The organism is Halococcus qingdaonensis (assembly GCF_024508235.1).
Classification (GTDB): Archaea; Halobacteriota; Halobacteria; order Halobacteriales; family Halococcaceae; genus Halococcus; species Halococcus qingdaonensis.
The window spans coordinates 1,169,252-1,183,446 of sequence record NZ_CP101943.1 but is presented as its reverse complement, the minus strand read 5'-3'; the positions used below and the strand labels follow the sequence as shown (position 1 = coordinate 1,183,446).

Annotated in this window: 14 protein-coding genes; 10 read left to right on the top strand and 4 right to left on the bottom strand. The window is 66.2% G+C overall.

Annotation, left to right across the window (positions count from 1 at the left end):
- Positions 1–82 precede the first annotated feature (82 nt).
- Positions 83–754 (top strand): DedA family protein, encoded by a 672-nt coding sequence (locus NO363_RS06200; protein ID WP_256687681.1) that lies wholly within the window; start codon positions 83–85, stop codon positions 752–754.
- A gap of 35 nt (positions 755–789) precedes the next feature.
- Positions 790–1,824, top strand: coding sequence for a pentapeptide repeat-containing protein (locus tag NO363_RS06195; protein WP_256687680.1), 1,035 nt, complete (start codon positions 790–792; stop codon positions 1,822–1,824).
- 1 nt (position 1,825) lies between these two features.
- Here the strand turns inward: NO363_RS06195 and NO363_RS06190 are convergent, their stop codons facing one another.
- Positions 1,826–2,467 (bottom strand): DsbA family oxidoreductase, encoded by a 642-nt coding sequence (locus NO363_RS06190; RefSeq protein WP_256687679.1) that lies wholly within the window; start codon positions 2,465–2,467, stop codon positions 1,826–1,828.
- Between the two features lie 39 nt (positions 2,468–2,506).
- Positions 2,507–3,097, bottom strand: a complete 591-nt coding sequence (locus NO363_RS06185; RefSeq protein WP_256687678.1) for a 50S ribosomal protein L15e — start codon at positions 3,095–3,097, stop codon at positions 2,507–2,509.
- A gap of 415 nt (positions 3,098–3,512) precedes the next feature.
- Between NO363_RS06185 and NO363_RS06180 the strand changes: the two genes are divergently transcribed.
- On the top strand, positions 3,513–3,707 hold the full coding sequence (locus NO363_RS06180) for a DUF1328 family protein (protein ID WP_007743003.1): 195 nt from the start codon (positions 3,513–3,515) through the stop codon (positions 3,705–3,707).
- A gap of 31 nt (positions 3,708–3,738) precedes the next feature.
- Here NO363_RS06180 and NO363_RS06175 read toward each other — a convergent pair whose 3' ends face one another.
- Positions 3,739–4,653: an HhH-GPD family protein gene (locus NO363_RS06175; RefSeq protein ID WP_256687677.1), complete on the bottom strand. Its 915-nt coding sequence runs from the start codon at positions 4,651–4,653 to the stop codon at positions 3,739–3,741.
- Positions 4,654–4,746: 93 nt separating this feature from the next.
- On the opposite strand from NO363_RS06175, the gene NO363_RS06170 reads away from it, so the two are divergent.
- Together NO363_RS06170 and NO363_RS06165 are read left to right on the top strand one after the other, a co-directional pair.
- Entirely contained in the window at positions 4,747–5,082 is a 336-nt protein-coding gene (locus NO363_RS06170) for a ribbon-helix-helix protein (RefSeq protein WP_256687674.1), read from the top strand.
- Between the two features lie 82 nt (positions 5,083–5,164).
- On the top strand, positions 5,165–5,365 hold the full coding sequence (locus NO363_RS06165; RefSeq protein ID WP_256687673.1) for a DUF8106 domain-containing protein: 201 nt from the start codon (positions 5,165–5,167) through the stop codon (positions 5,363–5,365).
- Here the strand turns inward: NO363_RS06165 and NO363_RS06160 are convergent, their stop codons facing one another.
- A complete protein-coding gene (locus NO363_RS06160; protein WP_256687671.1) occupies positions 5,366–6,208 on the bottom strand; it encodes an eIF2B alpha/beta/delta subunit family protein in 843 nt (280 codons plus the stop codon).
- A gap of 225 nt (positions 6,209–6,433) precedes the next feature.
- Here NO363_RS06160 and NO363_RS06155 point away from each other — a divergent pair, with 225 nt between their 5' ends.
- From NO363_RS06155 to NO363_RS06135, 5 genes are read left to right on the top strand one after another with little or no spacing between them, the layout of a single operon-like run.
- Complete coding sequence (locus NO363_RS06155) at positions 6,434–7,873, top strand: metallophosphoesterase family protein (RefSeq protein WP_256687669.1); 1,440 nt, start codon at positions 6,434–6,436, stop codon at positions 7,871–7,873.
- The gene (locus NO363_RS06150) at positions 7,870–10,593 is read left to right on the top strand and encodes an AAA family ATPase (protein ID WP_256687666.1); all 2,724 of its coding nucleotides are present in this window, start codon (positions 7,870–7,872) and stop codon (positions 10,591–10,593) included. Before NO363_RS06155 ends, NO363_RS06150 begins: the two co-directional genes overlap by 4 nt.
- Positions 10,593–11,822, top strand: a complete 1,230-nt coding sequence (locus NO363_RS06145) for a DNA double-strand break repair nuclease NurA (protein WP_256687665.1) — start codon at positions 10,593–10,595, stop codon at positions 11,820–11,822. Before NO363_RS06150 ends, NO363_RS06145 begins: the two co-directional genes overlap by 1 nt.
- Before the next feature lie 29 nt (positions 11,823–11,851).
- Positions 11,852–12,505, top strand: a complete 654-nt coding sequence (locus NO363_RS06140) for a DUF8166 family protein (RefSeq protein ID WP_256687663.1) — start codon at positions 11,852–11,854, stop codon at positions 12,503–12,505.
- Entirely contained in the window at positions 12,502–14,157 is a 1,656-nt protein-coding gene (locus NO363_RS06135) for an ATP-binding protein (protein ID WP_256687661.1), read from the top strand. Before NO363_RS06140 ends, NO363_RS06135 begins: the two co-directional genes overlap by 4 nt.
- The last annotated feature ends 38 nt before the right edge of the window (positions 14,158–14,195 follow it).

Here is a 14,195-nt window from a genome sequence, read left to right as displayed (position 1 = left end):
GCTCCGTTCGGGGCACACCGCGCTAAAACCTGTGGGTTCCGAAAGGCAACGCCGAAGTCCCCACGGCGGAACGATCCGAACGATGTTCGCCGGTATCGAGGGGACGGCGACGGCGCTGCTCACACAGTACGACTTTCTCGCGCTGTTCGTCTTCGCCTTCCTCGAAACCTCGTTGCTCTTCCCGTTCGTCCCGAGCGAGCTCGTCGTCCCCGTGGCGGCCGCGCTGCTCGTCACCGGCCCGGCGAGCTTTCTCGCGTTCGTACTCGCCCTGACGGCCGGCGCGACGGTCGGCAGTCTGTTCCTCTATTTCGCCTTCGACGCGGCCCACCAACCTGTCATCGACCGCTATGGAGGCTCCGTCAGCGTCTCGACGGACGACGTCGAGCGTGCGAGCGGCTGGTTCCGCCGCTGGGGCGAGTCCTCCGTCTTCTGGGGCCGGCTGCTGCCGGTGCTCCGCTCGATCATCTCGATTCCCGCCGGCATCGCCGGTATGGGTGCCGGGAAGTTCGCCGTCTACTCCGCGGGCGGCAGCGGGCTGTTCGCGGCCGGTGTCGCGGGGCTCGTCCTCACCGGCCGCGAGCTGCTCCCCTCGCAGGTGCTGTTCGCGTGGCTCACGACCGGATTTCGGCGTGCGACGGCGATGACGCTCTCGAATCCCGTTCTCGCGATCGCAGCCCTCGGCCTCGTGCTGTTCGTCGCCCTGCTCGTCCGCAACGCCGTGGCCGAGCATATCGGCTTGCCGACCGGTGGCTAGAAGGCCTATAAGAACCCTCGATCGCTTTTCGAGTGATGGTCGAGACGCGATGTGGCTACGTCGAGGACGTGGCGCTCCTCGCGGGCCGCGGGACGGCGTGCTGCTGGCGACCGGTCGAGAACGACGAGCACTGCTTCTGGCACCGCTCCGGACCGAAATCCAGGAAAGAACTCGACGCACACCGACCCAACCCCGACGAGCGCCTCGACGGTGCCGACCTCCGTGGAGCGGATCTCGCGGGCGTCTCGTGGCTGTGCGATCGGAGCCTCGTCGGGGCGGACTTCACAGGCGCGACGCTCCGCGGTGCGGATCTCACCGGTGCGGACTGTCGGCGAGCGACGTTCGACCGGGTCGATGCCCGCGGCGCACGGTTCGACGATGCCGACGTCGAGGGTGCGCTGTTCGACAACGCCGATCTCCGTGGGGGAAGCCTCGACGGGACGAAGCTCTACCGTGTCGATTTCACCGACGTGCGCCTCGATCGCGGCACTGACTTCGGCGATCGAGTGGTCTACGAGAAGCGGACGAGGGGCGAAGGACGAAAGACGCGTATCGCGCGACTCGAAGCCGCGAGCTGGACCTACCGCGAACTGCGCCGACTGTTCGAGCGGGATGCCCTCCCGCGCCGCGCACGGCAGTGTTATCTCGGCGAGAAGAGCACGCGACGGCGGGCCGCGTGGTCGCGTGGCGAGTTCCTCCACGCGCTCAAGCTCGAAGGCTCGCGGTGGCTGATGCGCTACGGAACCAGCCCGACTCGCGTGGTGACGAGTTCGGCGATGGTGATGGTCGCGTGGGCGATCCTCTACCCGTTGACCGGCGGGCTGCAGACGATCTCCGGCACGTACGAGTTCGAGCACCCGATCCACGACGTCGCCACGGCCACGCCGCTCCAGTTGGCCCGCGTGTTCTACAACGGGCTCTACTTCAGCGTCGTCACGTTCGCCACGCTCGGCTACGGTGACATCCAGCCGATCGGGCCGCTCGCCCGCGCGCTCGCCGGGATCGAATCGCTGCTCGGCTCGCTCCTGATGGCCCTGCTGGTGTTCGTGCTCACCCGACGAGTTCGATGACTCAGCCCTCGACGAGCCGTTCGAGCTGTGCCGGTGGCACTGCACCGCGGGCGGCGTAGCCCTCGTAGGCGAACGTCGGGACGCCCGTGACGCCCGTCTGCTTGGCCTCGGCAAACCGCTCTTCGAGGGCTTCCTCGCGCTCGTCGTCGGCGATCGCTGCTCGGAGATCGTCGGCGTCGATCCCCAAATCCGTCGCGATATCCACGAGCACGTCGGGATCGCCGATGTCGCGTTCGTCCTGCCAGAGCGCGTCGAACACCGCTTCGTGGAACGTTTCGAATGTCTCGGGATAGGCCTCGCGGACGTAGAGCGCGGCCTGTTGGGCGTTTTTCGAGTCCACGTCGGTCGCGATCGACAGCGACATCTCGACGTCGTACTCCTCCTGGAGGCGCTCGACGTTCTCCTTGGCCTGCGCGTAGTAGTCCTCGTCCTTGCCGTCGTCCGCGGTCGAGTCGAGCTCGCCGTCGGGCCCGCGCTGGCCGCCGCGAAGGTCGAAGGGATGCCACTCGACGGCAAGCGGTTCGTCCCGGCCTTCCTGGTACTGCTCCAACGAGGCTTCGCCGAGATAACAGAACGGACAGACGTAGTCGGCGTACATCGTGAGCGTCTCCGATCCCGCTTCCGTTTGAGCATCGTGGCTCATTGGAGAACCGAAGCGCTCGTGACGCAAGAAAGGTCGGGCTTACTTCCCGCGGCCGCGATCGCTGTGGACGCTCGGGCGGGTGTGCTCGGCACCCTTGCCCTTCTCGTCGAGCCCGCGCCCGCTCGTGCCGGCGCTGGTGAGCCCGCGGAACGCCCGGCCGCGGTGGGTGTCGTCACAGATCCAGTTCAGATCGTCGTCGTTCTCGATGGCCGGATGCTCGGGATCGATGAGGATGACTTCGAACCACTTCTGCGAGCCGTCCTCGCCGACGGGGTAGGAGTTGAGCACGCGGAGGTTCTTGAACTTCCGGCTGGAGCGCTCCTCGGCGATGCGCTGGACGGATTTCCGCCGGGTGACGCGGTTGACGCCCTGGCGTTTCGTCCGTCGTCCGGCCTTGTGGCGCACCTTGCGCGCGGTACCTTTCCGGACCGCGACGCGGGCGAGGACGACGCCCTGTTTGGCCTTGTAGCCGAGCGAGCGCGCCCGGTCGAGGCGGGTCGGGCGCTCGATGCGCTCGATCGCGCCCTGTTCGCGCCACTCCTGGAGTCGTCGCCACTGGAGGTCGGCGTGTTTCTCGTTTTCCGCATCGTGCCACGCGTCACCGATGTGTGCGTAGAAGCTTCGTGCCATGGTTGTCTGCGGGCGTTGCGGGTTCAGCCTGTGAGGGCCACATACCGACCCGCTGCGTGGGTTCACGCGAGCAGGTGCCCGCCGGTGCCCGATACCAGCGAGTTACCGATCCTTCCGGGCAATCGCTGTTAAGGCCTTCGAAACCCGCCGCCAGGACCGCCTGCTTGCCAACGCTCTCCCCGCCCACGATTTATACTGTCGGACAGAAGTACGTGAAGATTCGATTCCGCGAACCCACTACAACGAACTGAGTTTCGCGTCACAGGTTCTCGATCAGATCTGTCCGACAGTATTAACGACCCGTCTTCTGCAAGCCACACCGTGAGGGACGGATCCGACTATCACTGGACGTGATGTTCGAAACAGCCTCCAATCGTCATCGCCACCGACTGACCGCGGCCGTCGGAGCGTTCCGATGAACCCGCTCGCCCTCACCGGAGCGGCGCTGCAGTTCTCCGGCGACTTCCTCTACCTGGCAGTCGTCTTCATCGTCCTCGCGATCGTCGCCTACCTCGCCGGTGCACAGGGCATCGCAGGGCTGTCGGCCGGAATCGCCCGCATTCTCATCATCATCTTCGTCATTCTCGCCATCATCTCGCTCATCCTCTGATCGGGGCGAGCGAACCTGTTTCCGGCGATCGTCAGCGTTGTAGTCTGACGGTCGTCTCGCCGTCGGTATCGACAGCGACCAGTCCGTCGTCTTCGAGATCGGCGAGTAGTTCCTGCAGCCATTCGCGGCCGTGCTCGCCGTCAGTCGTGTAGTCGACACGGACTCTCGGGCCGAGCTCCGAGAGCGCCAGCTCGTCGTACTCGCCGAGAATCCGGACGGTGCGCCCGCGGAACTGCCGACGACTCCCCTCGAACGGCGACTGCGTGGGTACGTCGGGTGCGCTGAAATCGCCGGTTGCGTAGGCGTCACACCACGCGCGCCAGGGGCAGGATGCGTCGTCGCAGGCGGGCGTTTTCGTACACGCCACACCACCCAGTTCCATGATCGCGTTGTTCCAGGTTCGCGACTCGCCAGCGGGCATCAGTTCCCCGGCAGCATCCGCGAAGGCGTCATCGTCGTCGGGGATGTCGAACGCCCGGTGGAGCACACGCTTGACGTTCGTGTCGACGACCGCGTTCCCGTTGTTGAAGGCGAAGCTCGCCACCGCGTTCGCGGTGTAGGGACCGACGCCCTGGAGCTCCTGGAGTTCGCCGGGCGTCTCGGGGAACTCGCCGTCGAACTCGGTCATCACCTGTCCGGCGGCCTCGTGGAGATAGCGCGCCCGATTGTTGTAGCCGAGGCTGTGATCGCTCCAGAAACCGACCACGGCCGAGCGATCGGCGGCCGCGAGGCGCTCGGCGTCGGGCCAGCGCTCGACGAACCCGTCGAACGCCTCGACGACCCGTTCGAGCTGAGTCTGCTGGCTCATCACCTCCGAGACGAGGATCTCGTACGGATCGGTCGTCTCGCGCCACGGGAACCCGCGATGGTCCGCCTCGTACCACTCGACGAGCGCACGGCGGACGGTATCGGGGTCGTCCGGCAACGAGAACGCGGACTCGCTCATTCGTCGTTCGTTCGGCCGTGGACGTCATACGCGTGGCGGTTCGACAGGGAATCGACCCGAAAGCGGTTTGCGGGCGGCAGACCCAGACCGGCCATGAGTCTCGACGATCTCTCCGCCGACGTCGAATCGCGCTACACCGATCTCGGCGACGAGGTAGCTATGGATCTCGACCGCGAGACGCGCAACGAACTCGCGCTGCTCACCTGCGCGCTCGGCCCCGAGGAGACCGACGAACTGCTCCGACGGGCGGTCCACATGCTCTTCCAGACCAGCGTCGAGACCGGCCGGCTCGACTTCCACCTCCGTGGCGGCTACGACGTGACCTACGACGAGTATCTCTCGGGGATGACGTTCGACGAGATGACTGGCGGGATGGAGATGCAGGGTCAATCCCAGAACCAGGACGACGTCCGCCGCTATCAGTACTGACTCCCACTATCGACCGGGAACGAACACCATTAAACACCGTCAGCCGCCAATACTATTGCTCTCGCGCCCGTAGCCGAAACCGATGAGAACAGCACGACAATCCACAACCAGCGGCGCACCGCGAAAGGGCACGCTCTTCTGTCCCACGTGCGGTCACGCAAGTCCGATCGACGGCGACTGGCGGGTCGAACCCGCCGAGGACGACCCAGATCGGGTCGTCTACCGCTGTCCCGACTGTGGCGCGACGATCGCGAACCGCCCCCGAGAAGTCGTCTACGCGTAGTCAGCGCATGCCTTCGTCGGTGATGACCGAATCGACGAGCGAGAGCGGCGTCGCGTCGTAGGCCGGGTTCTCGATCCAGAACCCCTCGGCGGGCTCGCGCATCACTTCGCTACTCGATCGGAACTCGTTCTCGAAGACGAACCCGTCGTCGATGATCTTCGCGCCGGAGCCGACGACCGTCACCGGCGTGTCGGTCTCGGCGGCGGTCGCGGCGATCGGGAGGCTGCCGATGCGGTTGTAGAGGGTCTCGCCGACGATACAGTCCATCCCCATGAGCACACGATCGCACTCGGGAAGGAAGTGGCCGCAGGCGCTGTCGACGACGAGGTGTGTCTCGACGCGGTCGATCGCCGCGAGCGTGCGCGCGCTCTTGCGCCCGAGATAGCGCGGTCGCGCCTCGGTCACGTAGACGGTGAGATCGGCCCCCTCGCGCCCGGCGAGTTCGATCGCTTCGAGCACCGTCGAGGAGTAGTCGTGCGTGAGCACCGTCATCCCGTCGTCGAGCGCCATCGCGCCGTACTCGGCCGCGCGGCGTTTGGCCATCTCGACGCGCTCGATCACGTTCCGGGCCGCCTCCCGCGTGCGGGCCTTGGCCGCCTCGATGTCCGGGAACTCATCGTCGAGCGCGGCGACGATCTCGCGCTGGGTGTTCTGGAGGGAGGCGTGGGAGGGGTTGGCCTGTCGGAGCGTCGTCGAGTTGCGCTCGACGTCACGGAGATAGTCGTCGAGGCTCCGGAACTCGCGCTCGGTGAGCGATTCGAGCGCGCGGGCGGCTTTGACGGCGACCACCGAGGAGCTGTGGGTCTGCATCTCGCGGATCTCCTCGACCGTCTCGTCTATCATACGGCCTCCCTCTCGCGCCCGCGGCAAAACCGTTCCGGCCCGCCGTCTCGACCACGTACGTTCGCGCCGGCATGCACGCCCGTCGGGCGATCGCCAGTTCCACTTTCGCTCCGCTTTGCTCAGATTTATGCGTCGTCGCGTGGCGAGTTCCTGTATCGTGTCGCTTCGCCCGCCCTTCACGTCGCATCGTTCGATCGATCGCACAGTCCCGCGTGCGTCGGGGTGGTGAGCGTGCGGCTCGCACACGTCGCCGACGTCCATCTCGGCCACAGACAGTACGGTCGCGAGCAGCGCGAGGCGGACGTCAAACTCGCCTTCGAGCATTTTCTCGGAAAGGTTCGCGAGCACGACGTGACCGCCATCCTGCTCCCGGGCGATCTCTTCGACTCCAGGGACGTGAGTCCGAAGACACTCAGCGAGGCCGAGTCCGTCCTCGCCGACGTCGACGTACCGGTGATTGTCTCGCCCGGCAACCACGATCAGAGCATGGGTGCTCGCCGGGAGCTGACGTGGCTGCAGTATCTCAACGACACCGGTCTCATCACGCTGCTGTCGGGCGATCCCGGGGACGACCCGGTGTTCGTCAGAACCGACCTCGACGATCCACGACGGGGCGGCGGTGGGTTCGTCGATATCGAGGACGAAGGGGAGACGGTGCGCTGTTTCGGCGTGCCGTACCGGGGCGCGTACATCGAGAGCGACCTCCCGAGGATCGCCGAGGGAATCCGGGCGGTCGAGGAGCGCGACGGGCCGGCCGATACGACCGTGCTGCTCGCTCACTTCGGCGTCGACGACGCGGTGCCGGATCTCGGCGCGACCGTCAAGCGCGCGTGGCTGACGCCGATCGAGGAGCACGTCGACTACCTCGCGCTCGGTCACATCCACAAACAGTACGAGACCGGCGACGTCGGCCGGAATCCGGGTAGTCTCGAAGCGCTCGATATCCAGGAAGGCCGGTGGGACGAGAGCCACGGCTACTACCTCCTCGATACGAGGGAGGGAACCGCCGAACATCACCTCTCGAAGCGCCGGCCGTACCACACCATGAACTTCGACGTATCGGGCTATCGCACCTTCGAGGATCTCCGTGGTGAGTTCGCGGACGCGCTCGACGACGAGCGCGCGGCAGTCGAGCGGACCTGCGAGCGCGATATCCACCGCGACGGCAACGGCGACCGTCGTGCGCCGGTCGTGAACATCAGATTCGTCGGCACGCTGCTCCTCGATCACGGGAGTTTCGACGTCGAGGCGCTGCGCGCGTTCGCCGTCGACCGGCTCGACGCGTTGCACGTCCAGCCGACGAACAACACCGAGCGCAAGGCGATCGCGGAACTGCTCGGCGACATCGAGCGCGACGAGGCCTTCGACGCCGACGGCACCGTCAACACCGATGTGCTCCAAGAACGGGTGTTCGACACTATCGCTGGCGAATCGCGTTACAGCGCCGAAACCGAGGCCGTGGCCCGGACGCTCGACGAGCTCGAAGGGCTCGTCACCGAGGACGAGCAGGGCGTGAGCGAGGTCGCCGATTATCTCGGCGAACGCCGACGCGAACTGTTCCCCGACGGCGCAGGGGAGGCGGACGACGAGGCCACTTCGATGAGCGACGAACAGACTAACCGACGAACGAGTCAGCAGACGCTCGACGCGCGGGGCGACGAATGAGCATCGTCATCGAGTCGGTGACGCTCGACGATATCAAGAGCTACGGCGAGAAGACGACCGTCGATCTCGGCGAGGGCGTAACGGCGATCCTCGGCGACAACGGGGCCGGCAAGAGCACGATCCAGGAGGCCGTCGGCTACGCGCTGTTCGACAGCCATCCGTTCAGCAAGCAGGATCGGCTCGTGCGCGAGGGCGAATCCTCGGGCGTGATCGGCGTGACGTTCACGAACCGGACGAGCGACGCGCAATACACGGTCCGTCGGTGGGCCGGCCGGTCGAAGTACGAGGTGCTCGACGGGAACGGCGACAACCTCTCGCTCGACGGAACGAGCGAGATCAAGGGCTGGCTCTGCGGGCAGCTCGGCGTCGACGATCCCGGCGATCTCTCGGAGGTGTGGGAGCGAAGCGTCGGCGTCGCCCAGACGGACTTCCTCGCGGATTTCACGAAGACCGAGACCGAGCGCATCGACACGTTCGACCCGCTGTTCGACATCGAGCGCTATCGCGAAGCCTACAAATCCCTCGGCGGGCTCGACGAGGAGTTCGACGCGGACATCCAGGACCACCGCGACGAGATCATCGCTCTCGACGCCAGACTGGAGGAGCTTCCAGACGTCGAAGAGCGCGTCGAGGAGCACGAGGCGACCATCGCGAAGCTCGACGACGAGATCGAGGCGCTGACCGGGACGATCGAGGAGCTCGATAGCGAGCGCGAGCGGCTCGAAGGGATCGAGGACGAGCTCGACGATGCCGAGCAGGATCTGACGACGCTCGAAAAGACGAAGATCCCGGCCCAGGAAGAGAGCCTCCAAACGGCCAAAGAGCACCGTGACGAGGCCCGAACGGCCGGCGAGACGCTCGCGGCGGTCCGCGAGGAGTACGAACGCCACGAGAGCGCTCAGGAACGCCTCGACGAACTGGAAGAACGACGGAACGAACGCGACGGGATCGACGACGAGCGCACCGATCTCGGCAGTGAGATCGACCTGCTCAAACATCGGGTCGCCAGCTCGAAGGACGACCTCCATGCGGCTGAGACAGCGCGCGAACGGGTGCGCGAGCTCGAACCCGAAAAGGAGCGCTACGAGGCGCTTCAGGAGGAGGTCTCGCAGCTGGAGGACGATGCCGAGCGCCGCGACGAACTCGTGGACGAACTCGCGGATGTCGACGACGAGATCGAGGAACTGCGCGCCGAAGCCACGGAGCTCGAAGCGGAGATCGAGGAGGCCGAAGCGCAGCGCGACGAGGCCGAAACGCTCGCCACACGCCAGGACGACCGACAGGACTTGCTCGCCGAGCGAAAAGCCCTGCAAGCCGAGCACGAGGAACTCCGCGAACAGAACGAGGAGCTGCAAGCCATCGAGATCGGTGGCGAGTCGGCGGTCTCGTGTCCGACCTGCGATCAGCCCGTGACCGCAGACCACCGCGAGAGCGTCTTGGAGCGCAACCGCGAGCGTATCGAAGAACTCACAGAAGAGCGACTACCCGCGATCGAAGAAGAGATTGAGGTCGTCGAGGAGCGCATCGAGACCGCTCGGGAGGCGAAGGAAGCGACCGACCGGATCCCGCAGCTCGAACGTGAGCATGACTCGATCGAAGGAGGGATCGCCGACCTGGAGGCCGAAAAGAGCGAGTACGAGACCGAACGCGACGAGTTCGAAGAACGGCTCGAGGAACTGTCGGACAAACGCGAGGCAGTGGCCGAGCTCGACGGTGTAGCCGAGCAATATCACACCGCGAAGGCGACGGTCGAGAGCGCCGACGGGGTAGAAGCGACCCTCCGCGAAGCGCGCAGTGAGCTCGGTGAGCGACTCGTCGCCTACCGGGAGCTCGACGACGAGCTGGACGAGTTCGACGGGCTCGACCGTGAGATCGAGACGACGAAGGAGACGATCGCCGCAACCGAGGAAGCTCACCGGACCTACATTCAGCACGAACCCGTCGCCGAGAGCCTCGACGAGCGCCAGGCCGTGGTCGACGAGGAGGGCGAGGCGCTGGCGCGGCTGCGCGCCGAGCGGAAGGCGGTCGAAGAACGGGTTGCGGAGCTCGACGAGGCGTTCGACGCGGCGCGACTCGACGAGATCGAGGAGGAGCTGAGCGAACGGAGGACGACCCGTGCCAAGCGCGAACAGCAGCGCGAGGACAGGGAAGCGGATATCGCGGACGCGCGCGAGCGCCTCGACGAGCTCGAAGCGAAACGCGAGCGGAAGGCGGCGCTGGAGGCGGAGATGACCGAACTCGAACGCGATCGGGAGTTCGCGCGATGGGCGCGCGACAGCCTCCAGCAGGGTGCCGAAGACCTCCGTGATCTCACGACGAGCGAGATCGGCGATCGGGCGAACGATATCTATCAGGCGCTGCGCGCCGCCCCGACCGAGACGCTGGTCTGGGATCGGACGTACAACCTCCGGGTCCGCGTGCGCGGGCAGAACAAGCCGTTCGACACGCTCTCGGGCGGTGAGAAGATGGCCGCCGCGCTTTCGGTACGTCTCGCGATCCTCGAACGGCTCGCTGCGGTCGGGATGGCGTTTCTCGACGAGCCGACCGCGAACCTCGACGAGCACAAGAAACGAAACCTCGTCGACCAGCTGGAGGAGTTTGACCGACTGAACCAGCTGCTCGTCGTCAGCCACGACCGGACCTTCGAATCGATGACCGAGCGCGCGATCGAGCTCGAAAAGGACGAGGATCGGGAGATGACACGGGTGGTGAGCGACTGATGCCGTTCTACCCCGGCGAAGTGGCGAACAAGCTCCAGAACTTCACCGAGGAAATCCGGGAGTACGCCAGTGACGACGAACACGTCGTGGCGAGCTATCGCGACGCGCTCCGTGACGCGCTCGCCGACTACGACGCCGACCGACTCGCCGCGGAGATCGGACCCCATCCCCAGCCCGGTGCGGCACCGACCGACGAGTGGGACGAGTCCGAAGAACCAGTAGTGGAGTTCGAGCAGTCGGCGTCGTGGGAGAGCCACGAGGCCGTCAACCGGTTCGCGAAGGAAGCGTTGGAGGGGACGACGACGATCGCCGCCGACGGCTCCGAGATCGGTCCGACGGAGGAGTTCACCGTTCCATTCGGTCTCGTTCAGGTCGCGTGGACCGCCAACCATCACGATCCCGACGGCGACTACGACGGCGACGTGTCGAGCCACGTGCTCGGCCCACGGACGGTCACCGAACAGGCCGAGGAAGGCGGCATGCGCTACGTCGACGGTCGCGTGCCGGGTCACGAGCGGTACCGTGCGGAAGGCCGTGCGGTCGTCGAGTGTATCCGGCGGTTCGCCGACCGCGATCCGACGCCGGTCGTCGTCTACGACGGACCGCTCGTCCCGTTGTTCGCCAACACGTACGCGCCGGCGGTGCGCGACGAGTACTACCGCGAGACGATGGCGCGGGTGTTGGCGGCGAGCGAGCATCACGAGGTACCGGTCGTCGGCTACACCGCCGGCACCAAACGGACGAACCTGGCGAAGATGCTTCAGCAGGCCTACAGCGAACGTCTCGGCGACGAGCCGCTGATCGCCGACGCGCGGGTTCTCGACGGGTTCACCGAGAATTGGGGCGATCGGTCACTGGCGTTCGTCAACCGCTGGGGCGAGACCGTCGACGAACTGGCGACGACCTACGAAGGAACGGAGTACGGTTTCGCCGAGGAAGTGTTGTTCACGTATCTCGACGTCCCGGGCGGCGACGCGATGGATTACCTCGAATTTCCGGAGTGGATCCAGCGTGCGGGTCTCGTCGACGACGTTCTCGACGTCGTTCGCGCCGAAACCGGCGTCGGACGCGGCTATCCCGAGATCCTCCAGCAGGCCGACGCCAACGCCGTCCTAGACACCGGTGCGAAGGAGCGATTTCTCGCGCTCGTCCAGGAGTTCGCCGACGAGGAGGACCTGCCGATCGACTGGGACGCGAAGACGCTCAGCAAGGAGCGACGCCGCCGATGAGCAGTGAGACCGATGGAGATCAGACAGCTATGACAGCCCACGAACCGGTCATCGGCGACGATGACCTCACGATCGCGAGCATCGTCGAATCGAACGGTCAGATGGACTACGTCGCCGAGGTGTACCGCGATCACGACAAGGCGACCGTACCCGAAAAGCAGGACTACGAGTTCGGCCAGCCGGTGTACGTCAAAACGACGGTGCGCGGCGAGAAGCGCGCGCTCGTCGGCGTCGTCTACGAGTCACGGCTCGTCAACCCCGATCAGGGGCGCGACGGGCCGCGGCTCTCGACGCCGGATCAGGAATTGTTCGTGCCGGGCTACGTCGACGAGAAGCAGACGCTGCTCGGCATCGCGCTGCTCGGGTTCGCCGAGCTCGCGCCGGCCGACAGCGGGCAGGGGTTCACGTCGGTGTCCCAGGAGCTGCCACGGTGGACGCTCGACATCGACGATCCGGTGTCGAAGCTCTCGGGCGCTGGCTTCCGGCGATTCCACCGACCGGACGGCCAGCTCGCGCTGCGCTACTACGATCGGCTCATCACTGCCGCCGAGCGGTTCGGGGCGGAGGTGACGCTCTCGTTGATCGAGCGACTGCGCGCGGAGACCGATCGGGAAGCGATGCTCGACGTGATCGAACGGAAGGTCCGCTGGGAGGCCAGCACGGATCGCGGGGTGGTGCGATGAACGACGTGCCCGAGCCGCCTACTGGCCGCGAGATGGACGCCGCCTCCGAGACGGTGGTCGGCACGGTGGCCGAACCCGGCGAGCGCGCCGACGAGTTCGTGTTCGTCGCGCCGGATGCCGTCGACGTCCGGACGGGGGAGTTCGTCGTCTACGAGACGACTGTCGAGGGCGACTCCTGTGACGTGCTCGCCCGAGTGACGAACGCCGAACAGGAGCGTGGACTTCCCGGCGAGTTCCTCGCCGATCCGGGTGTGGAGTCGGAGGCCGTCGCCGACGCGCTCGGCGTGCCGAGCGGCGACATCGAGATCGATCGTGTGAGCGCGCGCGTGGTCGGCTACTTCGACACGGAGATGGAGACCTTTGCCAACCCGCGCTCGTTGCCCGATCCCGGCTCCAGAGTCTCGCTTGCGAGCGACGAGTTCCTCGAAGCGGTGCTCCCGAGCGCGGACTGGGAGAGCGAGAGCGCCACCGCCCACGTCGGCTGGCTGCTCAACCGCGAGACGAAGGCCGCGAACGTCTTCATGCCGATCGACGCGTTCGCCGCGACTCACCTCGCGGTGCTCGCCTCGACGGGGAGTGGCAAATCCTATACCGCGAGTGTCGTCATCGAGGAGATGTTGCGCCCACAGTCGCGGGCCGCAATGTGCGTCTTCGATCCGCACGGCGAGTACGACACCCTCGACGGGATGCGAAAGGACGAGCACGCCTCGGTGTTTCAGGACGGGGCGTACACACCCGAAGTCAACGTCGTCACGCCCGACGAGATCACCGTCGCGATCCCCGACCTGAACTACGGCGATCTACTCGCGTTGCTCGACGAGCCGAGCGAGCGGATGAAGGAACTGCTCGACAGGGCGTGGCGCGACCTCCAGAAAGAATCGAACGAGATCGGCGTTCGCGACATCATCAGCAAGTGTGAGGCGCTCGACGAGGGCGATCACGGGACCGCCAGCGCGCTCGCCTGGCGGCTCAATCGTGCGCTCAACCGGGATCTGTTCGCCAGCGCGGCGCGCAACGATCTCACCGATCTCGTCGCGCCGGGCCAGGTGACGGTCCTCCAGCTGAACCGGCTCTCGGAGGACGACCAGCAGATGCTCGCCGCTGCGCTGCTGCGCAAGCTCTACGAGGCGCGCAAGGACGCGATGCGCGGCGACGGTGACGACCTCGATTTCCCGCTGTTCACGCTGCTGGAGGAGGGCCATCGCTTCGCGCCGGACGGCAGCGCGCGCTCGCTGCCGATCCTTCGGACGATCCTCTCGGAGGGTCGGAAGTTCGGCTTCGGCGTGGGTATCATCTCCCAGCGGCCCTCGAAGCTCGACGCCGACGTACTCTCGCAGTGTGGCACGCAGATCATCATGCAGATTCAGAACCCGAACGACCAGCAGGCGATCCGCCAATCGGTCGAGAGCGCCGGCGAGGACGTGCTTGACGAGCTCCCGGGGCTGACGCCCGGCCAGGCCGTCATCGCCGGCGACGCGATGAACACGCCCGTACTGACCCGGATTCGGGAGCGCCACACGAACCACGGGGCCGAGAGTCTCGATGCGACCAGCGAGTGGCGCGACAGCTGGGAGTCGTGGCACGAAGAGCAGAATCGTGGCGTGGTCGATCCGTACGAATCCGACAAGGAAGTGGACGAGACGCCGCTGTGAGAGATTTAAATCTATTTGCCGCTGGAAAAATGACGTTT